Raw genomic sequence first — 26028 nt, forward strand, 5'->3', positions numbered from 1 at the left:
ACAGGTGTATCAACGATCGAACAGACGCCGGTAATTGTCCGCCGTCGCCTCGGCCAGACGCTCGACCTCCAGACCGCGCAACTCGGCAATGCACTCGGCAACGTGTTTCAGATAGGTCGGTGCATTGGGCTTGCCGCGATAGGGTACGGGGGCCAGATAGGGCGAGTCGGTCTCGATGAGCAGGCGATCGAGCGGCACCTGGCGCGCCACCTCGCGCAACGCCTCGGCGCTCTTGAAGGTGATGATGCCTGAGAAGGAGACGTAGAAGCCGAGATCCAGCCCGGCGCGCGCCGTCTCCCAGTCCTCGGTGAAGCAATGCAGCACGCCGCCGACCGCTGCCGCGTCTTCCTCGCGCAACAGACGGATGGTATCGGCGCGCGCCTCGCGGGTGTGGATGATCAAGGGCTTGCCGCAAGCGCGTGCGGCGGCGATATGGGTGCGAAAGCGCGCCTGCTGGCCGGACGCATCGTCGCCTTCGAGTCGATAGTAGTCGAGTCCAGTCTCGCCGATGGCGACCACGCGCGAATCGGCCGCCAGTTCGAGCAGGCGCTCGACGCTCGGCTCTTGCCCGCCCTTCTCGTTCGGATGCGTGCCGACCGAGACATCGACCTCGGGATAGGGATCGACCAGACGGCGCATCGCCGGATAGGCTTCGAGGTCGATGCCGACACAGAGCATCCGCGAGACGCCGGACTCGGCGCAGGCGCGCATCAGGTGTCCGAAATCCTGGTCATGGGTCTTGAGATCCACCCGGTCGAGGTGGCAGTGCGAGTCGATCAGCATGGTCATGTCTTTCTATTCGGCATCAGAAGTCGATCAGGCCGGGAACACCCCAGTCGAGAGATAGCGATCACCGCGATCGCAGACGATGGCAACGACCACCGCCCCGCTGACTTCCTGCGAGAGCCTGAGCGCTGCCGCGACCGCTCCGCCCGAGGAGACGCCGGCGAAGATTCCCTCGCGCGCGGCCAGATCGCGTGCGGTCTGTTCGGCCACGCCCTGCGAGACATCGATGATCCGGTCGACGCCCGCTGGGTCGTAGATCTTCGGCAGGTAAGCCTCGGGCCAGCGCCGGATTCCGGGGATGCTGGAGCCTTCGTCCGGCTGCACGCCGACGATCTGGATCTCCGGATTCTGCTCCTTGAGATAGCGGCCCGTGCCCATGATGGTGCCCGTGGTGCCCATGGAACTGACGAAATGGGTGATTCGGCCCTGGGTGTCGTGCCAGATCTCGGGGCCTGTGGTCTCGTAATGGGCGGCTGGGTTGTCGGGGTTGGAGAACTGATCGAGCCGGATGCCCTCCCCTCGCGCCTCCATCTCGATAGCCAGATCGATGGCCGCCTCCATGCCGCCATCCTTGGGCGTGAGCACGATCTCGGCGCCGAAGGCGCGCATGACGCCCCGGCGTTCCTCGCTCATGTGCTCGGGCATGATGAGCCGCATCCGATAGCCCTTGATGGCGGCGGCCATCGCCAAGGCGATGCCGGTGTTGCCGCTGGTGGCCTCGATCAGGGTGTCGCCGGTGCGAATGGCACCGCGCTCCTCGGCGCGGCGGATCATGTTGAGCGCCGGGCGGTCCTTGACCGAACCGGCCGGGTTGTTGCCTTCGAGCTTGACCAGGATCAGGTTGTCGGTGTCGCCGGGCAGGCGCTGGAGTCGAACGAGCGGGGTGCGGCCCACATAGTCTTCGATGGTTGAATGGGACATGGGTGTCTCGCTGTAAAACGGATCGGTTGCTGATAGGTTCGATGATGGCACAGTCTCGAATCGTCCCCAACCGGACAACCGGCACTCAATCCATTCCATATCGTACTGGCCGGATGAGCGGATTCGATCTGGACCGACGATACGTGTTTCGCTAGAGTCTTGGTCTGGATCTGGTTGGAACGGAGAGAAACCCATGACCGACATGATCGACCCCACGCCGGCGAAGGAAAACGATCTCATCCAGGATTCGCATCTCGCCCTCCAACTCGCCGGTGGCGATGCCGAACTCGCTGCCGATCTGATGGCGGCGCTACTGGAGGGACTGCCGGATGAACTCGAGGCGCTGCGTGCCTGTTTGGCCGAGTCCGACTGGCTGGGGTTGGCCGAGTATGCCCATCAAGTGCGGGGCGCGACCCGCTATTGCGGCGTGCCGGCGCTGGATGCGGCCATCGAAGCGCTGGAGCGGGCTGCGCGGGTTGGTGACGGCACACGCTGCATCGAGGTCTTTGCCAGTGTCGAGACTCAGGCCGAACGCCTTCAATCCTGTATGAGCGCCGACTGCCCAGCAAACAGCTAGCGCTCCGTCACACCTAACGACACGGTGCCACCATCCTCGACCAGCCCATTGCGGATCAGCACGCGCCGCACCTTGCGGCTTGCCTGAATCAGCCGCGACAGATCGCTCAGCCCAGGCCGCTCACCGGCACCCAGCCGCTGCTCCCAGTCGTCGAGTTCGCTCTCCAGGAAATCGAGCAGCTTGCGCGAGCAGCCCTGACAGACGCCTGTGCAGACCTGAGCCTCGGGTGCCTCGAACGGCAGATCGGCGCGCACGCGCCGGATCAGATCCCGCATCGCGGTCGCGACATCCGGTTTCCGCGCCGAAGATCCCCCATCCACCGTGCCGATCTGTGTCATCATTTCGCTCTTTAATCAAGCCGTAAAGGGCCGAACCGCTCCACCCATTCAAGATGCTCAATCGTCTCAAGATCAAAACCAAGCTGTTGCTGCTCGCCGGTGTTCCCGCCCTGGCGCTCGTGATCCTGACGCTGATCGGCGTCACGCGCCTGACGACCGAAATCAGCGAGGTCCGGCATGCCCAGGACATCGCCGCGCTGGTGACGGCTCTGGGCGAGGTGGCCCATGAGCTACAGAAGGAACGCGGTATGTCGGCCGGCTTCCTCGCCAGCCGGGGCGCCAAGTTCGCCGATCGCCTGCCGGGACAACGCGCCGCCTCGGACAGCGAGATCACCGGCCTGAGCGCCGCATTCGCCGCCGTCGATCTGGCGCGAACGCCGCCGGAATACAGCCGACTGCTGCAAGCCGCGATCACCGGCCTGGATCGGGTCGCCGAACTGCGCACGCGCATCGACTCGCTCGCCGTACCGCCGACCGAGTCGTTCAAGATCTACAGCGACACCATCGCCGATCTGCTGGAGGTCGCCACCCGCTCCGGCAACGAACTGCCCAACGCCGGGATCGCGCGTCTGGCCAATGCCAAGAGCGCCCTACTCTACCTCAAGGAACGCAATGGTCAGGAACGGGCGATCCTCTCGGGCGCCTTCAGCGCCGGACGGATCACCGCCCCCAACTACGAGATCCTGCTGACGCTCATCAGCGATCAGGCGAGCTTCCAGCGTCTGACCCTGGCCTTCGCCACCCCCGCACAGCGCACGGCGCTCGAATCCGCGCTCGATCACGCCAGCGTCAAGGAGGTCGAACAGGTCGAGATGATGGTGCGCGATCTGGGCGTCGGCGCTGAACTGTTCTATCCGCCCGAACTCTGGTTCGACCAGATCACCGCCAAGATCGACCGCTTGCGCACGGTCGAGGAAAGCTTCTCACGCGACATCGCCGACGCCGTGAGCGAACAGGCACGCCGGGCCGGAACCACCCTGGCCGCCTTCCTGCTCCTGACCGGACTGACGCTGCTCGCCACGCTCTGGCTCGGCGTGCTGATCGTGCGCGGCATCCTGCGCCAGATGGGCGGCGAACCGGCCTTCGCGGTCGCGGTCGCCCGCTCCATCGCCGACGGCGCGCTCGACAAGGACATCCCGCTGCGCTCCGGCGACGGCGCCAGCCTGCTCGCGGCCATGAAGCACATGCAGCAGGAACTGCGCGAACGCATCGAGAGCGAGCGCCGGCTCGCCGCCGAAAGCCGGCGCATCCAGAGCGCACTCGACAAGGCCTCGACCAACGTCATGGTCATCGACGATGCCGAACGCATCATCTACATGAACGCCGCCGTGACCCGGCTCATGCACGACGCCGAGTCCGACATCCGCCGCGCTCTGCCCGGCTTCCGCGCCGACGCCCTGCTCGGCAGCCCCTTCGCCTCGCTCCAGCCCCAGTCGGCGACCGACGGGCACGACACATCCCTCTCCGCACTGACCGAAGAGCGGATCGAGGAAATCCAGCTCGGCGGGCGGCTGTTCCGGCGCGTGGCCAATCCCGTACTCGATGAACAGGGCAAACGGCTCGGTTCCGTGGTCGAATGGACCGACCGCACGAACGAAGTCGCCATCGAACGCGAACTCTCGGCCGTGGTCGAAGCGGCGGTACATGGCGACTTCAGCGGTCGTCTCGACCTCAGCGGCAAGAGCGGCTTCTTCCGACGCATGAGCGAGGGACTCAACCAACTGCTCGGCATCGTCTCGTCCGGACTCGGGGATCTGGCGCGCGTCATGAACGCCATTGCCAAGGGCGATCTGAGTCAGGACATCACGGCGGAGTACGAGGGCACCTTCGGTCGGCTGAAATCCGACACCAACGCCACCCTGGAACAGTTACGCGAGGTCGTGGGTCGTATCCTGGAGTCGAGTACCGCGATCAACAGCGCCGCGCAGGAGATCTCGTCCGGCAACCTGGATCTCTCGGCACGCACCGAGTCGCAGGCCGGCTCGCTGGAACAGACCGCGAGTTCGATGGAACGCTTCAACACCAGCGTCCAGCGCAACGCCCGGAACGCCCAGCAGGCCAACGAACTGGCGTCGACGGCCAACCAGCGCATCCAGCGCGGCGGCGAGACGGTGCGCTCGGTGGTGGGTACCATGGACGGCATCCAGGAATCGAGCCGGCGCATCGCCGACATCATCAGCGTCATCGACTCGATTGCCTTCCAGACCAACATCCTGGCGCTCAACGCCGCCGTGGAGGCCGCGCGTGCCGGTGAGCAGGGCAAGGGGTTCGCCGTGGTGGCGCTGGAAGTGCGTCAACTGGCCCAGCGCAGCGCCCAGGCCGCCAAGGAGATCAAGACCCTGATCCTGGACTCGATGGGCAAGGTCGACGGCGGCGCCAGACTGGCCCGCCAGGCCGGCGCCGAGATGGACGAGGTGGTCGAGAGCTTCCATCAGGTCGCCGCCCTGATCTCCGAGATCGCCGACGCCAGTCTCGAACAGTCGACCGGCATCGATCAGGTGACGCGCTCGATCACCCAGATCGATTCCATGACTCAGCAGAACGCCGCCCTGGTCGAACAGGCGGCCGCCACCACCGAGAGCCTGGAGGATCAGGCGCGCGAACTGGCGCACGCCGTCTCCATCTTCAAGCTCGACGCCCGTACATCACTCATAGAGGTCACACGATGACAGTCGCCCAGCGCAAGACAGCCTATCTCTTCGCCCTGTTCCTCGGACTCGCGCCGCTGGTCGCCCTGACCGCGCAGGCGAGCGAGGAAGCGGTGTCGCCCTATCCCGGATACATGGCGCTGGAACCGCCGCTGATCGTCAATCTGGCCAAGCCGCGCAGTTATCTGAAACTGAGCATGCAGTTCTTCATCGAAACCCAGACCGACGCCGACCTGATCACGCTGCACATGCCGCGTCTGCGCGACCGCATGATCAGTCTGCTCGGCGGCCGGGATGGGGCGCAGATCATGACCACGGAGGCACGCGAGCAATTGCGGATCGAACTGCTCGACAGCCTGCGCAAGACCATGATGGAACAGACCGGGCGGCCGGCGGTCAGCGCCGTCTACTTCACCGACTTCATCGCCCAGTGAACGCCCGTGGGTGCTCGATCGCGAGCCGACGCTCAATCGAGTTGGAAGAGTTTGTCGAAGTTGGCGATCTTGAGCACCCGGCGCACCTCCTCGCTGCTGCCCGCGATGCGCACGCTGCCCGGATGGCCGCCCACGTGCTCGCGTAGCAGGAGCAGCATCCCCAGGGCCGAACTATCGAGATAGGACGCCCGGGTGAGATCCACGACGAACCGCATGGATCCGGGGGCGATGTTCTGATACGCATTCCTGAAGTCCTTGTGCTGCGCAAAATCGAAACGCCCGTCGATGGAGATGGTCACCACGCCCTTCTCTCGATCGATACGTGATGTGACGCTCATTCATACACTCCTGGTCAATAACACTTCTGTTCAATGTTTGCGCTTGGCCGCCAGCCCCTTGAGCAGGGCGGCGGCGATGTCCGGCAGGGGCAGCACCTCGACGGCGCCGCCCCGCTTGACCGCCTCGCCAGGCATCCCCCAGACCACACTGGTCGCCTCGTCCTGGGCGATGGTGTGCACCCCGAGATCATACAGTTCCTTGAGCCCCTGAGCCCCATCGGCGCCCATGCCGGTCAGGAGCGCGGCGGCGGCATTGGCGCCGGCAGCCCTGGCCACCGAGCGAAAGAGCACATCGACACTGGGCCGATGACGGTTGACCGGCTCGCCGCGATCGAGCCGGCAGACATAGCGCGCGCCGTCGCGGGCGAGTTGCAGATGGTAATCGCCGGGCGCGATATAGGCATGTCCCAGCATGATGCGATCGCCGTCGGCGGCTTCCTTCACCACCAGCCCGGTCTGACGGTTCATGCGCTCGGCGAAGGCGGCGCTGAAGCCGGCCGGGATGTGCTGGGCGATGACCACGCCCGGCGTGTCGGGCGGCAGGCGCATCAGCACCTCCTTGATCGCCTCGGTGCCGCCGGTCGAGGCGCCGATGGCCAGGACTCGGTCGGTGGTGCGAAACGACGAGATGGCGCGTGCAGGCTGTGATTCGGCCGTCATCGCCGGTGCGACCTGCAAGGGTCTGACCTTGATGGTCGCGGCCGTCCGGATCTTTTCGATCAATTCGTCGGCATACTCGCGCATTCCGGCGGCGATCGGTCCGTCGGGCTTGCGCACGAAATCCACCGCGCCCAGTTCGAGTGCGTGCAGCGTCACCTCGGCCCCGCGCTCGGTGAGCGAGGATACCATCACCACCGGCATCGGTCGCAGCCGCATGAGGTTGCGCAAAAAGGTCAGCCCGTCCATGCGCGGCATCTCGACATCGAGCGTAAGCACGTCCGGATTCAGCTCCTTGATGCGATCGCGCGCCACATAGGGATCCTGGGCGCTGCCGACGACCTCGATGTCGGGGGCGGCTGCCAGGATCTCGGTCAGCAGCTGACGCATCAGGGCCGAGTCGTCGACGACAAGAACACGTATCATCTGCGATCCCTCAAAACAGCTCGATGCCGCCTTCGTCCATCGAGTTCTGACTCACGGCACGATGGGCGGTGGCCACCAGATCGGCGTGCAGTGCATCCAGCCGAACCCGGGCTTGTTCGATGTCATGGGCCGAACGGACCTGACCGAGCGGGATGCGCCGCAACTCGGCGACGAAGCGATCCATGAGTTCGATGCGAATCTCGGCGCGTTCCAGCACCTGGCGGGCGATGTCCTCGAATTGCAGCAAGCGCACCGCCGCGCCGACATTGCCCTGGAGCCGGTCGACGATCCGGTTCAATTCATCCAGGCCCACCGACATCTGGGCGTTGAGTTCCTGGACCTGTTCGATCATGTCGTCCATCGAGCCCTTGGCGCTGATGGAGGCGTTCATGTCCTGCGAGGCCATGCGGCCGACGATCTCACGGGTCTCGGCGAAGACCAGTTGGGCCTGCTCGACCTGCCGGCGGATATGATCGTTGAACTCGGCGGCGTCCTGGGAGAGCTTGCGCACCTCCTGGGCCACCACCGCGAAGCCGCGTCCGGCCTCGCCCGCGCGCGCCGCCTCGATGGCGGCATTGAGCGCGAGCAGGTTGGTCTGGCGGGCGATGCGCTTGGCCCCATCGAGCTGCTCGAAGATGTGGGCCATCTGTGCCGAGAGGTCATCGATCTGGTGAGCGACATGGACGCTGTGCTTGCCCATGTCGATCAGTCGCTCGACGTTCTGCGCGAGCAGCCGACTGTTGGCTTCGAGGAAGTCGTTGACATCGATCAGCTCGCCATGGGTCTGCCCCGTCTGATCGGTCCTGGAGATCAGGTTCATCACCAGACGCTGCTGCGCCTTGGACTCGTCGGAGAGGCCGTTGAAACTGGCGTGGAGATCGCCGGCAGCGTGGCCGATCAGATCCCTGGCCTGCCGGACCGAATCGCGTAGCTCGTCCATCAGGGGCGCGAAGAGCTGATCGGTCTCGACCACCAGATCCCAGAAGGCACGCTCGTCCGGACTCTCCTGACGGTGGCCGTCGTCCCACGCGGATGTCTGGGCCGCACCGCCTCCCGCCCCCAGGACGAGCCACAGCGGCCAGACCACGACCAGCAGCGACGCCCCGACCCAGGCCGGAACCAGCCCCGGCAGCAGCAGAACCTGGAGCAAGGCCGCCAGACCGAAGAGCAGCGGCGGCCAATGGGGTTTGAGGGTCTCCAGGATGGTCCCGACTCGAATCCGTGCCACATTCATGAAAACAGCTCCACCTCGCCCTCGACCTTCGCCCGACGCAGCGTCTCACTGTAACTGAGTTCGCGCTCGATGATGGTGTCGTTGTGCATGCTACGCAGTTTCTTGACCAGCACCCGGCCGCTGGTCGGGAAGAAATAGACCTTGCGCGGGTAATTGCCCAGCAGATCCCTGGCGACCACCGGGATGCCCTCGGTGGTCAGATACTCGATCACGAACTCGGCATTGCGCTCGCCGACGACATGGTTCTTGAAGCCCGGCAGCACATTGCCGCCGCCGAAGACCTTGGCCTCAAGATTCGAGCGCCGCGCCCCGAGCTTGATCAACTGGTTGATCAGGATCTCCATCGCATAGTCGCCATAGCGCATCGAACGGCTGAAGCGCTCGTTGTCCTCGCGCTTGTCGTCCGGCAGCATGAAATGATTGATGCCACCGATGCCCCGGATCCGGTCACGGATACAGGCCCCGACACAGGAACCCAGCACCGTGACCATCAGGATCTCGCGTGTCGAGACATAGTACTCGCCCGGCAGGATCTTGACCGCATCCATCTCGAAATGGCGGTCGTAGTAGAGATTCGGCGCCAGGACTTCCTCGAATCCATGCTGCATAGCGGTCCCATTTCAATGTGTGTGCACAGGCGCGTAGACCGTCTTGCCCCGCAGGCGAAAGAGATTGGCGACATGGGCCAGACTCTCGGAGTGTCCGACGAAGAGCAGTCCGTCGGGACGCAACAGCGGGTGGAAGCGTGACAGGATCTTGGCCTGGGTCGGCTTATCGAAGTAGATCATGACATTGCGGCAGAAGATGGCGTCGAAAGGATCGCGCATCGGCCAGTGCTCGCTGAGCAGATTGAGCGGCTGGAACTCGATCAGGGCGCGTACCTCGGGCCGGACCCGTGCCTGACCGGCCCGCGCCCCCTTGCCGCGCAGGAAGAAGCGCTTGAGCTGAGCCTCGGGCAGTTTCTCGACCCGGTCCATCGCATAGATGCCCTCAGCGGCCTGACGCACCACGTTGGTGTCCAGATCGGTCGCCAGGATCTTGACGGGCGGCGTCCAGGAATCGAACGCCTCGATCAGGGTCATGGCCATCGAATAGGGCTCCTCGCCGGTCGAGCAGGCCGAGGACCAGAGCCGGATCGGGCGGCGGCCCTGGCGTTTGGCCTCCAGCGCGAGTTCGGCCAGCACGGGGAAATGATGCGACTCACGGAAGAACGAGGTCAGGTTGGTGGTGAGCGAGTTGGTGAAGTGCGGCCATTCGTCCGGATTGGAATCCAGGAAGTCCAGATACTCCTCGAAGGTGGTCAGGCCGGTGGCGCGCAGACGCCGGGCGATGCGGCTGTAGACCATGTCCATCTTGGCCGGACTGAGCGAGATCCCGGCGTGCTCATAGATCAGACGCCGGATCTGCTCGAAGTCGCGTGACGTGAAATGGAACTCACGCTCACGGCTCACCGCCGCGCTCTCTGCCATGTCGTCGCGCTCAGGCCACGGCCAGATGGGTCTGGTCGACCAGCCCCATCTCCTGGCTGGTCATGAGCTTCTCGATGTCGACCATGATGATCATGCGCTCGTCGAGCGTGGCCAGACCGTCGATATAGGCCGTATCCAGCACCGAGCCGAACTCGGGTGCGGGCCGGACCTGATCGCCGCGCAGGGCGATGACGTCCGAGACGCCGTCGACGACCACGCCCATGATGCGCCCGCTGATGTTGAGGATGATGACCACCGTGAACTCGTTGTACTCGACCTGCCCGAGGTGGAACTTCAGACGCATGTCGATGATGGGCACGATGATGCCGCGCATGTTGATCACGCCCTTGATGAAGTCGGGCGAGTTGGCGATCTTGGTCACGGCGTCATAGCCGCGGATCTCCTGGACCTTGAGGATATCGATGCCGTACTCCTCCTCGCCCAGGGTGAAGGTCAGATACTCGCGCGCGCTGTCGGTCGCGACCGCGCTGCCCTCCCGGCGCTCGTCGTTCATGATCTCGGTCTCCCCTTGTCTCGTTTGAGTGTTCGGTCTTGGCTAGCCGCCCCGGCGGCTGAGCCGCACCAGGGCATCGACGTCCAGGATCAGAGCCACGCGCCCGTCGCCCATGATGGTGGCGCCCGAGACGCCCTCCACCTTGCGATAGTTGGTCTCCAGGCTCTTGATGACGACCTGGTGCTGGGCGACCAGCTCGTCGACCAGCACGGCGGCGCGTCCCTCGTTGGTCTCGACGATGACCAGGATGCCGTCGAGCGGATCGGGCTCGGGCTGGCCGCTGTTGAAGACGTCGTGCAGGCTGACCATCGGCAGGTATTCGTCGTTGATCTGGGCCACGCGCCCCTTGCCGACGACGGTCTTGAATTGCTCGGCGCGCGGCTGGATCGATTCCTGGATCACGGTCAGCGGCAGGATGAACATCTCCTCGCCCATGCGCACCGAGAGTCCGTCGAGGATGGCGAGCGTCAGCGGCAGGCGGATGGTGATGTGCGTGCCGCGTCCGGCGGTCGAGTCGACCTCGACCCGGCCGTTCATGTCCTCGATGTTGCGGCGCACCACGTCCATGCCGACACCGCGCCCCGAGATGTCGGTGACGCGCTCGGCGGTCGAGAAGCCGGCGTGGAAGATGAGCTGCCAGACGTCCTTGTCGGGCGGATTGTCCGGCATCGGGATGCCCTGCTTGGCGGCCTTGGCCAGCAGCTTTTCGCGATTGAGTCCGCCGCCGTCGTCGCTGACCTCGACCACCACGCTGCCGCCGCGATGGCTGGCGCGTAGCACGATCTCGCCGGTCTCGGGCTTGCCGGCGGCCAGACGTGCCTCGGGGCGTTCGATGCCATGATCGATGCTGTTGCGCACCAGATGGTTGAGCGGATCGGCCATGCGCTCGATCAGACCCTTGTCGAGCTCGGTGTCCTCGCCGACGAGCTTGAGCGTGACCTTCTTGCCGAGACTGGCCGCCGTGTCGCGCACCACGCGCGGGAAGCGGTTGAAGACGAAGCTGATCGGCATCATGCGGATCGACATCACCGCTTCCTGCAGGTCGCGCGAATTGCGCTCCAGGTTCGACAGCCCGCCCATGATGCGCTCATGGACGACCGGGTCGAGTCCAGCGGCCGAGTCGGCGAGCATGGCATGGGTGATGACGAGTTCGCCGACCAGATTGATCAGTTGGTCGACCTTCTCGACGCTGACGCGGATGGACGAATCGGTCGTGGCTGGGCGTTTGGGGGCATTGCCCGATGCGGCGCGACCGTCGCGTGTCGGGGCCGACTTGGTCGAGGCGGCGGCTCCGGTCGCGGCTGAAGCTTCATCATCCGCTCGCGACTCGGGCGAGCCGGGCGCGGGGTTGAAGAGTCCGAACCCGAGTTCGTCGTCGAGTCGATCCTGCTGGGCCACAGCGGCCACCCGCTCCATGCCGGGACTGCCGCCGAAGAGTCCATAGCCCCTGTGTTCCTGGTCGAGCGCCGCCTCGCTGCCGGGAGCGTTGCGGAAGAAGCCGTAGCCGTCGGATTCCTGGATCTCGGCCTCGGCCTGGAAATCGGCTTCCTGGGGCTGATCCGGAGTCGAGGTCGCGTCCGGAGCCTCCGCTCGTTCTTCGGTGCCTTGTTCGGTTCCGGGCGCGCCCTCGAAGAAGCCGTAGCCCAGTGCGTCCTGATCCGGCTCGGGAGCGGACGCGGCCGAATCAGGCGAGGCTTCGCCTTGCAGACCGGGCGCATCGGTGAAAAAACCGTAGGCGGTTTCGGTCTCCGTCTCGGTTTCAGCCGACGCTTCAGGCGTCTCGACCGTATCGATCTGGACCTGCCCCGGCTCGCAGACGAAGGCCAGGATCTCTTCGATCGCGCCGCGTCCGGCCGTGGAGGTCAACTGCCATAGACAGCGCTCGCTCTCACCATCGCCGAGATCCTGAATACGCCCCAGCTCGCCCAGCGCCTCGAACAGCGCCTGACGCTCGCCCGGCGTGCCCTGGCCGATACCGGCCGGGGCGAACGCGAGACGCCAGTGCGTAGCCGTGTCCTTGGTCTCAGACTCAGTTTGGTCCGCCGAGGATACCGGAGCCTCCCCGCCGCCTTCGTCCGAACGCGCCAGTCGTTCCAGATGTTCGCAGACCTCGGCCACGCGCGCGTCTTCGTATTCCTCGCCCTCCTGATGGGCCTGGAGCTGGGACTTGAGAACATCGCCGGCCTGGAGAAAGGCATCGACCATCTCGACCGTCGGGTCCAGCTCCTGCTTGCGCAGCCGGTCGAGCAGGGTCTCCAGCACATGGGTCACTTCGGCCATGTCGCTAAAGCCGAAGGTACCGGCCCCGCCCTTGATCGAATGCGCGGCCCGGAAGATGGCGTTGAGGGTTTCCAGATCGGGCGCCTGAACGTCCAACTCCAGCAACAGGCTCTCCATCGCCGTCAGGTTCTCGCCGGCCTCCTCGAAGAACACCTGATAGAACTGACTCATGTCGATGCTCATGGCCCTTCCCCCTCAGCTCTGGCGCGGCGCGTTCAACCGATCACTTTGCGGACGACTTCCAGCAGCTTGGCCGGGTCGAAGGGCTTGACGAGCCAGCCGGTCGCGCCAACCGCTCGGCCCTGGCTCTTCATGGCGTCGCTCGACTCGGTGGTCAGCATCAGGATGGGCACCGACTTGTAGGTCGGCAGGGCGCGCAACTGCTTGATGAGGCTCAGTCCATCCATGCGCGGCATGTTCTGGTCGGTGAAGATGAGATCGAACTTGCCGGAGCGTGCCTTGTCCAGACCGTCCTGTCCGTCGACCGCCTCAGTGACCGTATAGCCCGCCTCCTTCAGCGTGAAGGAGACCATCTGTCGAATGGACGCCGAATCGTCCACGGTTAGAATCGTCTTAGCCATGTCGTTGGATCCTTGAAAATTGCGAGTAGCCCGATCGCCGACGGCTCGACGGAGCCGGCCGCTCGGTCAAAGGGGTAATACTGAAGATTTGCGCCACGGTTGTCGACCGTCGATCACGGAGACTCACGCCCGTCAGGGTTCGCCCTTATATACCGGCGACTCGGACGAATGCCAGTCCATGTGCGAAAATCCGGCAGGAAAATCGGCTCGCCGGGCCTGTTGCCACTCTGATAACCCGAGGTCGTTTGCCGCACGATGTCGCCGCCGTCCCCATCTCCATCCGAATCGCATTCTCCGCTCGACCCACCGCTGCCGCGCCGTCCGGGCGAGCGCCGGCTCTGGGGCGGGCTCCATGGCGCCGGCACGGCCCTGGCCATCGCTGGGGCTGCCGAGCGGCATCCCGGACTGGTGCTGGTGGTGGTCGATGCCGTCCAGACTGCCGCGACCCGACGCGCCGAACTGGGATTCTTCCTGGACGGGCGTGAGCGGCCGATCCTCGATTTCCCCGACTGGGAGACCCTGCCCTACGACGTCTTCTCGCCGCTGCCCGAGCTGATCTCGGAGCGGCTGCTGACCCTGCACCGCCTGCCGACGCTGAAGCGCGGCGTGCTGATCGTCCCGGGCGCGACCCTGATGCAGCGTCTGCCGCCGCGCGACTATGTCGACGGGCATTCGCTGGTGCTCGCCGTCGGCGACCGGCTCGATCTCGACGCCACGCGCCGGCGGCTGGAGCGGGCCGGCTATTCGTGCGTCTCGCAGGTCATCGGGCATGGCGAATATGCGGTGCGCGGCTCGCTGCTGGATGTCTTCCCGATGGGCAGTCAGGTTCCCTTGCGGATCGATCTGTTCGATGAAGAAGTCGAGAGTATCCGCGTTTTCGATCCCGAGACACAACGCTCCAGGGACAAGCTCGACCACATCCGGCTGCTGCCGGCGCGCGAACTGCCGCTCGACGAGGAGGCCATCGCCGGTTTCCGTCAGCGTTATCGAGCCGCCATCGCCGGCGATCCGCAGCGCAGTCTCATCTATCGCGAGGTCTCCAAGGGCCAAGCGCCGGGCGGGCTGGAATACTATCTGCCGCTGTTCTTCGAGCAGACGGCCACGCTCTTCGATTATCTGCCCGAGGATACGTTGGTCGTCGAGTCGATCGAGTGTCGCGAGACGGCGCGTACCTTCTTCGAGGGCGTCGAGCAGCGCTATGAACAACGACGGCATGACGCTGAACGTCCGCTGCTGCCGCCTTCCCAGTTCTATCTGCCTCCCGAGGAACTGGCCGGGCGGCTCAACCGGCTCTCGGGCGTGCTCCATCAGCCGGATGCGGTCGACGCGCGGCGCAAGGGCTATGCCGATGCCTGCAACTTCGCCACCCATCCCCTGCCCCCGCTGACCATCCAGGCGCGCGCCGCGCAACCGGCGCAGGCCCTGCAAGCCTTCCTCACCGGCGGCGAGCGGCGCGTGCTCTTCGTCGCCGAGAGCAGCGGACGGCGCGAACTACTGGCCGAGCAACTCAAGGGCTTCGACATCCAGGCCCGTCCGGTGTCGGGCTGGCGGGCGTTCCTCGACGGTGACGCAAAGCTCGCCCTCACGGTCGCGCCCATCGAGCAGGGGCTGCTGCTGGAAGACGCACGGCTCGCCGTCATCACCGAAAGCCAGATCTATGGCGAGCGGGTGCGTCAGGAACGGCGTCGACGCGAACGCGAACGCGACAGCGACGCCATCGTCCGCAACCTCACCGAGCTGACCGAGGGCGCGCCCGTGGTTCACGAGGAACACGGCGTCGGGCGCTATCTGGGACTCCAGACGCTGGAGGTCGGCGGTCTGATCACCGAGTTCCTGACGCTCGAATATGCCAACGGCGACAGGATCTATGTCCCGGTCAGTTCTTTGCAGTTGATCTCGCGCTATACCGGCGCCTCGCCCGAGAACGCGCCGCTGCACCGACTCGGCGGCGATCAGTGGGAACGGATCAAGCGCAAGGCGGCGCAGAAGGCGCACGACGTGGCGGCGGAACTCCTGGACATCCATGCCCGGCGTGCCGCGCGTCAGGGTGTCGCCTTCCCCGAGGGCGGCGAGGACTATGCCGCCTTCGCCGCCGCCTTCCCGTTCGAGGAGACGCCGGACCAGCAGCGCGCCATCGAGTCGGTGCTGGTCGACATGGCCGACCCCAAGCCGATGGATCGCGTGGTCTGCGGCGACGTGGGCTTCGGCAAGACCGAAGTGGCCATGCGCGCGGCCTTCATGGCGGTGCATGGCGGGCGGCAGGTCGCGGTGCTGGTGCCGACGACCCTGCTGGCGCAACAGCATTTCGAGAACTTCTCCGACCGCTTTGCCGACTGGCCGGTGCGCGTCGAGAGCCTGTCGCGCTTCCGTACCGCCAAGGAACAGAAAGCGGTCCTGGACGGACTGGCCGATGGCACCGTCGACATCGTGGTCGGCACCCACAAGCTGCTCCAGCCGACGATCCGCTTCAAAAACCTGGGTCTGGCCATCATCGACGAGGAGCACCGCTTCGGCGTGCGTCACAAGGAACAGTTGAAGAATCTGCGCAGCGAGGTCGACGTCCTGACGCTCACCGCCACGCCGATTCCGCGCACGCTCAACATGGCCATGTCGGGTCTGCGCGATCTGTCGATCATCGCCACCCCGCCGGTCGAGCGTCATCCGATCAAGACCTTCGTCAGCCCCTGGAACGATGCCCTGGTCCAGGAAGCCGTGCTGCGCGAACTGAAACGCGGCGGTCAGGTCTACTTCCTGCACAACGAGGTCGAGACCATCGAAAACCAAGCCCAGAAGCTCGAAGCCCTGATCCCGGAGGCGCGGGTGGCGGTCGCTCATGGTCAGATGCGCGAACGCGAGCTGGAGCGCATCATGCGCGACTTCTATCACCAGCGTTCCAACCTGCTGGTGTGCACGACGATCATCGAGAGCGGCATCGACGTGCCCTCGGCCAACACCATCCTCATCAACCGCGCCGACAAACTGGGTCTGGCCCAGCTGCACCAGTTGCGCGGTCGGGTCGGACGTTCGCACCATCGCGCCTACGCCTATCTCATCACCCCGCCGACCAAGGCCATGACGGCGGATGCCAAGAAACGGCTGGAGGCGATCGAGTCGATGGAGGATCTGGGCGCGGGCTTCACGCTCGCGACCCATGACCTGGAGATTCGCGGCGCAGGCGAGCTGCTGGGTGACGAGCAATCGGGCCAGATCACCGAGGTCGGCTTCACGCTCTACATGGAGCTGCTGGAACGCGCGGTCGAGGCGCTGAAATCGGGCCGCGCGCCGGAGCTGGATCGCCCGCTCGACCACGGCACCGAGATCGATCTCGGGATTCCGGCGCTGTTGCCGAGCGACTATCTGCCGGATGTCCAGGCGCGGCTGGTGCTGTACAAACGCATCGCCGGCGCACGGGATCGCGAGGAACTGCGCGAATTGCAGGTGGAGATGATCGACCGTTTTGGACTCCTGCCCGAACCGGCCAGGAATCTGCTGGAGATCACCGAATTGAAGCTCCTGGTCCAGCCCTGGGGCATCCGCAAGATCGAAGCCGGTCCGACGAGCGGACGTCTGCTCTTCACCGAGTCGCCCAGAATCGATCCGACCCGGCTCATCGGTCTGATCCAGAGCCGGCCCAAGGAGTACAAGCTGGAAGGCGGCGACAAGCTCAAATTCTTCCGTGACATGGCCGAACCCGGAGCGCGAATTCGCGAGGTTCGGCGCGTACTGGAGCCGTTGCTGGCCTGATCATCGGCCTCTCAGTTGCACGGCTGCGGCCGTGCATAGAACTCGCCGTACAGCAAGCGATAGATGGTGATGAGCTGACGCATCTGCTCGGCTAGCGCCTGGGCGGTCTGAAGATCGGTATAGAGTCCCGCACCCGTCGTCTCCGGCTCAGGGGGCAGCGCCGGCAACCGGATCGCCATGACGCCCGGCTCATACCAGCCGGCTCGCTCCGGAGACTCGACATGGACGACGGGCAACAGCGCTGAGTGCGTGATGGCATGGGGCGTGGTTTCGATGTGGTTGCTGGATTTCACGGCGGTTCCCCTGAAGGTCGTTGTCCTGATGACCTCAACGCGAATACCATGCCAACAGCGGCCCCATCGATATCAAGCGGATTTGGCGCGAACGACACAGTGAAACCGGCACGCAACACTTAGGGAGCGACGAATTCCCGACGCTCAAGCCATGCGAGCGACGTGACTCCGTCGCTACTGTTGTAGGGGAACCGGCTATCCAAGACGAGCCGCTGCGATCACGACGACGGCATACGGATGTTTCGTGAACCAAGCGACGTTTCACTGAGAACTCTTCGGTCTATGCTTAAGGCGGTGTATGCCGACGAGGATGGCGCCGCCTTGGCACAGGTGTTTCAGGGTCGAGCGGGACTCCTTTCCAAATCATCGAGGACTCTTAAAAGATGGCCACCGAGAACAGACGCCTGCTCATCGCGATCGACTCCGAGATTCGTGAGATCAACCGCCAGACCATCAACCCCTTGTTCGAGGAGCTGAGACTCTCCGACCTGACGCCTGTGATCGAAATGGTGGCCAAGGCCCGCGCCGGCTACCTGCGGGCTCTCTACGACATCGCCCGCCAGGCCCCGGACGGCCAGCCGAGTGAGTCCGACATCGAACGACTCACCGATCTGCGTCTGGTCTACGAGGAACTGGTCAAGGGCACCCAGGCGTTGGAGACGGCCATCGAGCGTGAATACCTGGACGTCAGCCGGTAGATTCAGCGCTTACCCTGACACTCCGGGCAGAGACCGTAGACTACGAGCGAGTGGTCTTCGATCTTGAAGTGATGCTCGGCGGCGATGCGTTTCTGGCGCGTCTCGATCGTGGGATCGAGGAATTCGACGACTGCGCCGCACTTGATGCAGACGAGATGATCGTGGTGCTCGCCGCTGTTGAGTTCGAAGACCGACTGCCCGCTCTCGAAATGACGGCGACAGACGAGACCTGCCCCTTCGAACTGGGTCAGCACGCGATAGACGGTGGCCAGACCGATCTCCTCGTCCTGACTCAGGAGTTCCTTGTAGACGTCTTCGGCGCTCATGTGGCGCTTGCCGCTGCGTTCGAGAATGCTCAGGATCTTGACGCGCGGCGCCGTCACCTTGAGTCCGGCCTGTTTGATCTGCTCGTTTTCCAACTGAATTCTCCAGGTCACGGGCCGACACGACCGACCTGGACGATCGCGCTCGGCCACTTGGATCAGCGCCCCCTGTGATCCGGGAAGGACGCTACGGTATGATGCTCTGATTTAGCGCAAAGTCGTGATCAGGACAAGATGCGAAAGATTTTCAGTTTTCCAATACTGGGCTCCATGATGGTCTCGATCGCCATCACGGGATGCGCGCGTGACACCAGGCCGAACGAGACGCGGACCTCGGTCCTGGAGAACCTGCCCTTCGTCTACAGGATGACGGTCCAGCAGGGCAACATCCTCACCGAGGAGATGGTCGACGCGCTCGAACTCGGCATGACCAAGCGTCAGGTCAACTTCGTGCTGGGTACGCCGCCGCTGGTCAGCTTCTTCCACACCGATCGCTGGGATTACACCTATACCATCAGGCGCGGCCATCAGCCGATGGAGCAGCGCGATCTGACGCTCTACTTCGAGGACGATCAGCTGGTGCGTATCGAGGGCGATCTGCGGCCCGATCCGACCCGCGCCGCCGCGCGCACGCCCGAGCAGCTCCTGATCGAGGTGCCCGACTACGAGTCACGCGAGGGTGTGATCCGCAAGGGCCTCAAAACCATTGGACTGGATCCTAAGGACTGAAGCCCACGCCGCCGCGATGGCTGGTCGCTGGCAACCGAGCATCAGCCAAGATGAGAACGACATGCATTGATAATTGACAGGCTCGAACTCAGCGCTTACTCTTCAACGCGAATGATTGCTATTTGCCACCCATCCGACTGTTCCGTCATCAATCACCGCGCAACCCAGCTGAGAGTCTGACGATGCCTACGACCACAACAGCCGCCAGTCGCCGTCCCGAGCACCTCCACAAGAGCGCACTGTCCCCGATACCGCGCACGATCGACGTCCGATCGCTGCTCGGCAACGATCCATTCGTGATGATCGAGCACGGTGATTGTCGCTATGTCTTACGGATGACGCGCAACAACAAGCTGATCCTGACCAAGTAGAGCGACCGCGTCCGTCTCCAACCCGATCTGAGCCGCTCCGAGGAAACCATGCGAACGCGCCTCCTATCGTTCATCGCCCTCATCTGTATGCCTGCCGCCCTGCTGGGTGCGGACCGAATCCAGGTCTTCGTCACCGTGCTGCCGCAGCAGACCTTCGTCGAGCGGATCGCGGGAGCCGGCGTTCAAGTCGAGGCGCTCGTCGGCACCGGATCTAACCCGCACGCCTATGAGCCCACCCCTGGACAGATCGCGCGGCTGGCCGAGGCCGATGTCTACTTCGGGATCGGACTGCCGATGGAGACCGCCTGGATGAAGCGGATCAGGGCCGTGAATCCGGAGATCCGTGTGGTGGATCTCAGCGACGGGATCTCACGGCGCCGTCTCGAAGCTCATGAGCATGGGCACGGAGCGGAGCCTGATCATCACCATGAATCCGGCGGCGAGCAGGATCCGCACATCTGGACCAGCCCGCCGCTCGTGATCGGGATGGCGGAACGCATCGCCGGGACGCTGAGCGAACTCGACCCGGAGCAGGCCGCCGAGTATGAAGCGCGGCTGGCGGATTTCATCGCCGAGCTGAAGGCGCTGGACGCCGACACCCGTACCCGGCTCGACCGGCTGAAGCACCGCCGCTTCATGGTCTACCACCCGTCCTGGGGCTATTTCGCCGATACCTATGGCCTGACCCAGATCCCCATTGAGGCCGAGGGCAAGGAGCCGGGACCGCGACGGCTGGCCGCCCTGATCGATCAGGCGCGACGCGAAGACGTGCGGGTCATCCTCGCCCAACCCCAACTGTCGACCAAGGCCGCCGAGCAGGTCGCTCAGGAGATCGGCGGACGGGTGGAGGTCATCGACACCTTGGCCGCCGACTACATCGGCGCCATCCGCCGCCTCACCCGAGTCCTGACGAGCGCCGACGAGTAAGACCAGGTCACTGGGACGACCGGCACGCTTTCAGCCCCTCTCCCCTCGCGGGAGAGGGGGCTCAGGCCGCGCGCCGCTTGCGCGCCGTCTTGGGATCGGCGATCAGGGGGCGATAGATTTCGATCCGATCGCCCTCCTCGACCGCCTGATCCGGCTTCGCCAATTTACCGAAGATACCGACCTTGTTGGCGTCGAGATCGATCTCCGGGAACTGATCGAGCAGGCCGCACTGCTCGATGGCTTCGCGAACGCTGGTCCCGGTCCGCACTTCCAGCGCCCGCAGCGCCTGCCCGTCCGTGCCGACATAGGCCACCGAGATCTGGAGATACTCAGTCACGGTCGTAGACCTCGTCGGCGCGCTTGCAGAAGGCATCCACCAGCGTATTGGCGATCTGATTGAAGACGCTGCCGAACGCCTTGTCGATCAACCGTCCCGAGAACTCGAACTCCAGTTCCAGCTCGACCTTGGAGGCATTCTCGCGCAGCGGGGTGAAGCGCCAGGCGCCGACCAGCTTGCGGAACGGCCCGTCGAGCAGATCGATGTGCATCAGCCGATCGCGCTCGAAGCGGTTGCAGGTACTGAAGGTCTGTCGAATCCCCATCCGATGCACCCCGATCTGACCGCAGATCTTGTCTTCGGTCTCGGAGATCACGCTGGCGCTGTCGCACCAGGGCAGGAATTGCGGATAGGAGGTGACGTCATAGACGAGATCGAACATGCGGGATGCCGAATAAGGCACCAGAGCGCTTTTTCTGACGATGGCCACGATGGTTCCGAAACACTATCAAGCGATGAGTTGAGCGCGCACGACCCCGGCGAGCCGTTCGGCGAGCTGTTCGACCTGCGAGCGGTCGCTGCCCTCGACCATGACACGCACCAGGGGTTCGGTGCCCGAGGGACGCAGCAGCACCCGTCCGCGCCCGGCCAGCTCGTTCTCAGCCGTGGCGACGGCGTCCTGGACTTCGGGCAGGCTCAGCACATCGCGCGGCTGGTCGAGACGCACGTTGATGAGCACCTGCGGATAGAGATCGACCTCGGCGCCGAGGTCGTCGAGCCGGGCGCCGAGCCGATCGAGTGCCGCGAGCACTTGGAGTGCCGAGACGATGCCGTCGCCGGTGGTGGTGCGGTCGCGGCAGATGATGTGCCCCGACGGCTCGCCGCCGAGGATGCCGTCGCTGGCCTTGAGTCGCTCCATGATGTAGCGGTCCCCGACCTTGGTGCGCGCAAAGCCGATGCCGAGTCGCTTGAGCGCGTGCTCGAAGCCGAGATTGCTCATCAACGTACCGACCACCTCGCCGCGCATGGCGCCGGTGAGCAGACGTGATTTGGCGATCAGATAGAGTAGCTGATCACCATCGATCAGGTTACCGCGCGAGTCGACCATGAGCACCCGGTCGCCGTCACCGTCGAAGGCGATACCGAGATCCGCGCCCTCGCGCACCACGGCCTCGCGCAGCGCGCCCGGCTGAGTCGAGCCGACGCCGTGGTTGATGTTGAAGCCGTCCGGTTCGGTGCCGAGCCGCACGACGTTGGCGCCGAGTTCCTCGAACACGAAGGGCGCCGTGTTGTAGGTCGCGCCATTGGCGCAGTCGACCACGAGCTTCAGCCCCCGGAAGTTCATGCTCGCCGGGATGGTGCTCTTGCAGAATTCGATATAGCGTCCGTTGGCGTCGTCGATGCGTTTGACCTTGCCGAGCGCGCTCGATTCGACGGTGCGGAGCGGCTGATCGAGTTCGGCCTCGATGGCCAGCTCCACCTCGTCGGGCAGCTTGTCGCCCTCGGCGGAGAAGAACTTGATGCCGTTGTCGTCGAACGGATTGTGCGAGGCGGTGATGACGATGCCGGCGCTGGCCCGAAAGGTGCGCGTCAGATAGGCCACGCCCGGCGTGGTCATGGGGCCGAGCAGCCGGATGTCGACCCCAGCCGCCACCAGTCCGGCTTCCAGGGCCGACTCGAACATATAGCCCGAGATCCGGGTGTCCTTGCCGATCAGGATCTTGCCACGGCCATTGCCCAGCACGCGCCCGGCCGCCCAGCCAAGCTTGAGCACGAAGTCGGGCGTGATGTGTCCTTCGCCGACCCGGCCGCGGATGCCGTCGGTGCCGAAATACCGCCGCATGGGTCAGTGCTCTCCCGCCGGACGACCGACCTGGCCGGCCTCGAAACCATCGTCGCTGTCGTCCTGGCGCCGACCATGCGAAGCGGCCGGACGACGCGGCTCGTCGTCCTCCCAGTCGCGCGGCGGTCGCGGTTCACGCCCTTCCATGATGTCGTCGATCTGAGCCGAGTCGATGGTCTCGTATTTCATCAGCGCGGCGGCCATGGCGTGCAGCTTGTCGAGGTGTTCCTGGAGCAGATCACGCGCGCGCTCATAGTTGCGATCGATGACGCGCCGGATTTCCTCGTCGATCAGGTGCGAGGTCTCGTCCGAGACGCTCTTGTGCTGTGTGACCGAGTGGCCGAGGAAGACTTCCTGTTCCTCTTCGCTATAGGTCAGCGGACCCAGACGATCGGACAGGCCCCACTTGGTCACCATGTTGCGCGCGATCTCGGTGGCGCGATGGATGTCGTTCTGCGCGCCCGTGGTCACGCTGTCTTCGCCGAAGATGATCTCCTCGGCACAGCGCCCGCCGAACAGACTGGAGATGTTGCTCTCCAGACGCTGTTTGCTGTAGCTGAAGCGGTCGTCCTCGGGCAGGAACAGGGTCACGCCCAGCGCACGACCGCGCGGGATGATACTGACCTTGTGCACCGGGTCGTGATCCGGCACCAGACGCCCGACGATGGCGTGCCCGGACTCGTGATAGGCCGTCAGGCGCTTCTCGTCCTCGGTCATGACCATGGAGCGGCGTTCGGCCCCCATCAGGATCTTGTCCTTGGCCTTCTCCATGTCGCTCATCTCGACCAGCTTCTTGTTGGCGCGCGCGGCGAACAGCGCTGCTTCGTTGACCAGATTGGCCAGATCCGCGCCCGAAAAACCGGGCGTGCCGCGCGCCAGGATCGACGCCTTGACGTTCTCGGCCGCCGGGATCTTGCGCATGTGGACTTTCAGAATCTGCTCGCGCCCGCGCACGTCGGGCAGCGGCACCACGACCTGGCGGTCGAAGCGGCCGGGACGCAACAGTGCCGGATCGAGCACGTCGGGACGGTTGGTGGCGGCGATGACGATGACGCCCTCGTTGCCCTCGAAGCCGTCCATCTCGACCAGGAGCTGATTGAGCGTCTGCTCACGCTCGTCGTGCCCGCCGCCCAGACCCGCGCCGCGATGACGCCCAACGGCGTCGATCTCGTCGATGAAGATGATGCAGGGCGCATGCTTCTTGGCCTGCTCGAACATGTCGCGCACGCGCGAGGCGCCGACGCCGACGAACATCTCGACGAAGTCCGAGCCGGAGATGGTGAAGAAGGGCACCTTGGCCTCGCCCGCGATGGCGCGCGCCAGCAGCGTCTTGCCCGTACCGGGCGGGCCGACCATGAGTACGCCCTTGGGGATCTTGCCGCCGAGCTTCTGGAACTTGGTCGGATCCTTGAGGAAATCGACCATCTCGACGACCTCTTCCTTGGCCTCCTCGGCTCCGGCGACGTCCTGGAACGTGACCTTGACCTGATCCTCCGACAGCATGCGCGCCCGGCTCTTGCCGAACGACATGGCGCCGCGTCCGCCGACACCGCCCTGCATCTGGCGCATGAAGAAGATCCAGAGCGCGATCAGGATCAGGAGCGGGAACCAGTTGATGAGGATCTGCATCAGGACCGATTGGCCCTCGGGCGGCGCGGCCTTGATGATGACATTGTTGTTGAGCAGATCGCCGACCAGTCCGTCGTCACCCGGACTGTAGGTGCTGAAGCGCTGACCGGTCTCGGTCACGCCTTCGATCAGGCGACCCCGGATGGTGACTTCCTTGACCCCGCCCTGCTTGACCTGCTCGATGAAATCCGAGTAATCCAGATTCCGGAGCGTCGATTGAGTCGAGGTGAAATTGTTGAACACGGACATCAGCACGATGGCGATGACCACCCAGAGCAGTAAATTTTTCGCCATGTCACTCACGACTCACGACCCCTGAAGGTAAAACGCTGTAAAAACGACTCGATCCCCGGATTCTAGGGCCGAAAGCCCCGAGCGACCAGAAACACCTCGCGACTCTCCGAGCGCGAGGAATTGGGCTTGCGCGTGACCACCTGTTTGAAGCTCGAGCGCAGCTCGCGCATGTAGTCGTCGAAGCCCGAACCCTGGAAGACCTTGGTGACAAGCGTGCCGCCCGGCTTCAGATGCGTGCGCGCCAGCTCCAGCGCCAGTTCGACCAGATACATGGCGCGCGTCTGATCCACGACCATGGTTCCGGTGATATTCGGGGCCATGTCCGAGAGCACCACGTCGAGCGGCGCCTCGCCGATCGTCTCGCGCAAGCGCGTCAGCACCTCGTCCTCGCGAAAATCACCCTGGAGCACGACGACGCCCGGCAGGGGCTCCATCGGCAGAATGTCCAGGGCCACCACACAGCCCTCGGGGCCGACGAGGTTGCGCGCGATCTGCGACCAGCTACCGGGCGCCGCGCCCAGATCGACCACCCGCATCCCAGGCTTGAGAATGGGGTCTTTCTCCTGGATCTCCAGCAGTTTATAGGCGGCACGCGAACGATAGCCGTCGATCTGGACGCGCTTGACGTAGGGGTCGTTGAGATGCCGATCGAGCCAGCGGCGGCTGGATTTACTGCGTGACATGCGGTTGACGAGGATCTGAACAAAACGGATCGATGGCCGCCCAGGGCGGGTGACTGACCGCAAAGCCTACCACAAGAGGCCCGATCTTGATCCACTCGCGGACGCGGATCTCAGACGTCATGGACCCAGGGAAAGCGGAAGAGTTCGAGCAGCAGCCCCGCCATGGCGCCGCCGAGCAGCCCGCCCATGAAGGCCGGCGCCATGGCATCGTGCATGGAGAGACTGGCCAGTTGCCAGAACCCCGGATCGAGCCCCATGAGCGGCGCGACCACCATCCAGACGCTACCGGCGGCGATGGCGGCCAGGATCGCCATGGTCGTGGCCTCGATCAGATCGCAGGGACGCGATTCCAGCCCGATCCGGCGCGACAGCCGGATCCAGCCGCGCACGGTGCCGGCATAGAGAATGCCGTTCACACTGGCCAGGAACAGCACGGTGGAAAAGGTCGAAAACGGCGCCGAATGCAGAGGTTCGGCGATGGCCAGCACGGCGCCGACCAAGGCTCCGGTCAGGAGTCCGGCCAGGAGCTTGCCTGGAACATGTCTGGTACAGCGACGCGGGAAAGAGAGTGTCAAACCGATCGTGGCCGCTAGGATCGAGGCGATCACGACCGCATTGGTCAGAGTGGCCTGCCCCGGCATCAGGATGAGCAACGCCACACCCGTCGCCGCACCGATGACGGTGCTGATCAGCGCCAGCTCGCGGGCGCCATAGAGCACCGCGCCAGCCCCGCCGGCCAGCGCAGCCGCCAGGACATAGGAGAAAACGCCCAGCTCGGCGCCACGCGCCAGTGACAGCAAGCCGATGAACAGGGGAGCATAGATCATCCCGATCAGACTCCAGATGATGGCGCGCAGAAACGCGAGTCGCCAGCGTATCCGAGGTGCGGGCGCAGACTCGCTCTTGCTTGCGCTCTCGATCAAACCTTTGTAGGGGCGGGCCTTGGCGAACTCGCTGAAGCCTTCGGATGACATGACGAACAACCCTGGAGAAACGACGATCGTTGCATGATTA

27 protein-coding genes are annotated in these 26028 nt (G+C 64.6%); 8 read left to right on the plus strand and 19 right to left on the minus strand.

What is annotated here, in order from left to right:
* Window positions 1-9: 9 nt before the first annotated feature.
* Together HW932_RS06310 and cysM are read right to left on the minus strand one after the other, a co-directional pair.
* Window positions 10-783: a TatD family hydrolase gene (locus HW932_RS06310; RefSeq protein WP_176975726.1), complete on the minus strand. Its 774-nt coding sequence runs from the start codon at window positions 781-783 to the stop codon at window positions 10-12.
* A gap of 33 nt (window positions 784-816) precedes the next feature.
* Complete coding sequence (gene cysM, locus HW932_RS06315) at window positions 817-1707, minus strand: cysteine synthase CysM (RefSeq protein WP_176975631.1); 891 nt, start codon at window positions 1705-1707, stop codon at window positions 817-819.
* A gap of 193 nt (window positions 1708-1900) precedes the next feature.
* Here cysM and HW932_RS06320 point away from each other — a divergent pair, with 193 nt between their 5' ends.
* The gene (locus HW932_RS06320; RefSeq protein WP_246296685.1) at window positions 1901-2284 is read left to right on the plus strand and encodes an Hpt domain-containing protein; all 384 of its coding nucleotides are present in this window, start codon (window positions 1901-1903) and stop codon (window positions 2282-2284) included.
* Here the strand turns inward: HW932_RS06320 and HW932_RS06325 are convergent.
* On the minus strand, window positions 2281-2622 hold the full coding sequence (locus HW932_RS06325; RefSeq protein ID WP_176975632.1) for a hypothetical protein: 342 nt from the start codon (window positions 2620-2622) through the stop codon (window positions 2281-2283). The genes HW932_RS06320 and HW932_RS06325 overlap by 4 nt on opposite strands.
* A gap of 53 nt (window positions 2623-2675) precedes the next feature.
* Between HW932_RS06325 and HW932_RS06330 the strand changes: the two genes are divergently transcribed.
* Both HW932_RS06330 and HW932_RS06335 read left to right on the plus strand, forming a co-directional pair.
* Entirely contained in the window at window positions 2676-5291 is a 2616-nt protein-coding gene (locus HW932_RS06330) for a methyl-accepting chemotaxis protein (RefSeq protein ID WP_176975633.1), read from the plus strand.
* Window positions 5288-5704 (plus strand): flagellar basal body-associated FliL family protein, encoded by a 417-nt coding sequence (locus HW932_RS06335; protein ID WP_176975634.1) that lies wholly within the window; start codon window positions 5288-5290, stop codon window positions 5702-5704. The genes HW932_RS06330 and HW932_RS06335 overlap by 4 nt, the downstream gene beginning before the upstream one ends.
* 32 nt (window positions 5705-5736) lie before the next feature.
* Here the strand turns inward: HW932_RS06335 and HW932_RS06340 are convergent, their stop codons facing one another.
* Genes HW932_RS06340 through HW932_RS06375 form a run of 8 tightly spaced genes read right to left on the minus strand, consistent with a single transcriptional unit; the run spans window position 5737 to window position 13203 of the window.
* Window positions 5737-6042, minus strand: a complete 306-nt coding sequence (locus HW932_RS06340; protein ID WP_176975635.1) for an STAS domain-containing protein — start codon at window positions 6040-6042, stop codon at window positions 5737-5739.
* Between the two features lie 30 nt (window positions 6043-6072).
* Window positions 6073-7125, minus strand: coding sequence for a protein-glutamate methylesterase/protein-glutamine glutaminase (locus HW932_RS06345; RefSeq protein WP_176975636.1), 1053 nt, complete (start codon window positions 7123-7125; stop codon window positions 6073-6075).
* Between the two features lie 10 nt (window positions 7126-7135).
* Window positions 7136-8359, minus strand: coding sequence for a methyl-accepting chemotaxis protein (locus HW932_RS22000; RefSeq protein WP_176975637.1), 1224 nt, complete (start codon window positions 8357-8359; stop codon window positions 7136-7138).
* Complete coding sequence (gene cheD / locus HW932_RS06355; protein WP_176975638.1) at window positions 8356-8967, minus strand: chemoreceptor glutamine deamidase CheD; 612 nt, start codon at window positions 8965-8967, stop codon at window positions 8356-8358. The genes HW932_RS22000 and cheD overlap by 4 nt, the downstream gene beginning before the upstream one ends.
* Before the next feature lie 12 nt (window positions 8968-8979).
* A complete protein-coding gene (locus HW932_RS06360) occupies window positions 8980-9828 on the minus strand; it encodes a CheR family methyltransferase (protein WP_176975639.1) in 849 nt (282 codons plus the stop codon).
* Between the two features lie 10 nt (window positions 9829-9838).
* Entirely contained in the window at window positions 9839-10342 is a 504-nt protein-coding gene (locus tag HW932_RS06365; protein WP_176975640.1) for a chemotaxis protein CheW, read from the minus strand.
* Window positions 10343-10384: 42 nt separating this feature from the next.
* Window positions 10385-12805, minus strand: coding sequence for a chemotaxis protein CheW (locus HW932_RS06370; protein ID WP_176975641.1), 2421 nt, complete (start codon window positions 12803-12805; stop codon window positions 10385-10387).
* A gap of 32 nt (window positions 12806-12837) precedes the next feature.
* A complete protein-coding gene (locus tag HW932_RS06375) occupies window positions 12838-13203 on the minus strand; it encodes a response regulator (protein ID WP_176975642.1) in 366 nt (121 codons plus the stop codon).
* Window positions 13204-13458: 255 nt separating this feature from the next.
* On the opposite strand from HW932_RS06375, the gene mfd reads away from it, so the two are divergent.
* Window positions 13459-16947, plus strand: a complete 3489-nt coding sequence (gene mfd / locus HW932_RS06380) for a transcription-repair coupling factor (protein WP_176975643.1) — start codon at window positions 13459-13461, stop codon at window positions 16945-16947.
* Between the two features lie 11 nt (window positions 16948-16958).
* Here the strand turns inward: mfd and HW932_RS06385 are convergent, their stop codons facing one another.
* A complete protein-coding gene (locus HW932_RS06385; RefSeq protein WP_176975644.1) occupies window positions 16959-17240 on the minus strand; it encodes a hypothetical protein in 282 nt (93 codons plus the stop codon).
* Window positions 17241-17623: 383 nt separating this feature from the next.
* Between HW932_RS06385 and HW932_RS06390 the strand changes: the two genes are divergently transcribed.
* Window positions 17624-17938: a hypothetical protein gene (locus tag HW932_RS06390; protein WP_176975645.1), complete on the plus strand. Its 315-nt coding sequence runs from the start codon at window positions 17624-17626 to the stop codon at window positions 17936-17938.
* A 2-nt stretch (window positions 17939-17940) separates the two neighbouring features.
* Here HW932_RS06390 and fur read toward each other — a convergent pair whose 3' ends face one another.
* On the minus strand, window positions 17941-18357 hold the full coding sequence (fur, locus tag HW932_RS06395; protein ID WP_176975646.1) for a ferric iron uptake transcriptional regulator: 417 nt from the start codon (window positions 18355-18357) through the stop codon (window positions 17941-17943).
* 138 nt (window positions 18358-18495) lie between these two features.
* Here fur and HW932_RS06400 point away from each other — a divergent pair, with 138 nt between their 5' ends.
* The 3 genes from HW932_RS06400 (at window position 18496) to HW932_RS06410 (ending at window position 20288) form a co-directional block, all read left to right on the plus strand.
* Window positions 18496-18990 carry an outer membrane protein assembly factor BamE gene (locus tag HW932_RS06400; RefSeq protein ID WP_176975647.1) on the plus strand — a complete coding sequence of 165 codons (495 nt, stop codon included), beginning with the start codon at window positions 18496-18498 and terminating at the stop codon, window positions 18988-18990.
* Between the two features lie 182 nt (window positions 18991-19172).
* On the plus strand, window positions 19173-19361 hold the full coding sequence (gene hemP, locus HW932_RS06405) for a hemin uptake protein HemP (RefSeq protein WP_176975648.1): 189 nt from the start codon (window positions 19173-19175) through the stop codon (window positions 19359-19361).
* A 48-nt stretch (window positions 19362-19409) separates the two neighbouring features.
* The gene (locus HW932_RS06410) at window positions 19410-20288 is read left to right on the plus strand and encodes a metal ABC transporter solute-binding protein, Zn/Mn family (protein ID WP_176975649.1); all 879 of its coding nucleotides are present in this window, start codon (window positions 19410-19412) and stop codon (window positions 20286-20288) included.
* Window positions 20289-20349: 61 nt separating this feature from the next.
* Here the strand turns inward: HW932_RS06410 and HW932_RS06415 are convergent, their stop codons facing one another.
* From HW932_RS06415 to HW932_RS06440, 6 genes are all read right to left on the minus strand, one after another.
* Window positions 20350-20625: an RnfH family protein gene (locus HW932_RS06415; protein WP_176975650.1), complete on the minus strand. Its 276-nt coding sequence runs from the start codon at window positions 20623-20625 to the stop codon at window positions 20350-20352.
* The gene (locus tag HW932_RS06420; protein WP_176975651.1) at window positions 20618-21055 is read right to left on the minus strand and encodes an SRPBCC family protein; all 438 of its coding nucleotides are present in this window, start codon (window positions 21053-21055) and stop codon (window positions 20618-20620) included. The genes HW932_RS06415 and HW932_RS06420 overlap by 8 nt, the downstream gene beginning before the upstream one ends.
* Before the next feature lie 18 nt (window positions 21056-21073).
* A complete protein-coding gene (gene glmM, locus HW932_RS06425; protein WP_176975652.1) occupies window positions 21074-22408 on the minus strand; it encodes a phosphoglucosamine mutase in 1335 nt (444 codons plus the stop codon).
* 3 nt (window positions 22409-22411) lie between these two features.
* Window positions 22412-24331, minus strand: a complete 1920-nt coding sequence (gene ftsH / locus HW932_RS06430) for an ATP-dependent zinc metalloprotease FtsH (RefSeq protein ID WP_176975653.1) — start codon at window positions 24329-24331, stop codon at window positions 22412-22414.
* 62 nt (window positions 24332-24393) lie between these two features.
* The gene (gene rlmE, locus HW932_RS06435; RefSeq protein WP_176975654.1) at window positions 24394-25014 is read right to left on the minus strand and encodes a 23S rRNA (uridine(2552)-2'-O)-methyltransferase RlmE; all 621 of its coding nucleotides are present in this window, start codon (window positions 25012-25014) and stop codon (window positions 24394-24396) included.
* A gap of 110 nt (window positions 25015-25124) precedes the next feature.
* Entirely contained in the window at window positions 25125-25988 is an 864-nt protein-coding gene (locus HW932_RS06440) for a hypothetical protein (protein WP_176975655.1), read from the minus strand.
* Between the last annotated feature and the right edge of the window lie 40 nt (window positions 25989-26028).

Origin of the sequence: Allochromatium humboldtianum, from assembly GCF_013385175.1 — a bacterium.
GTDB lineage: Bacteria > Pseudomonadota > Gammaproteobacteria > Chromatiales > Chromatiaceae > Thermochromatium > Thermochromatium humboldtianum.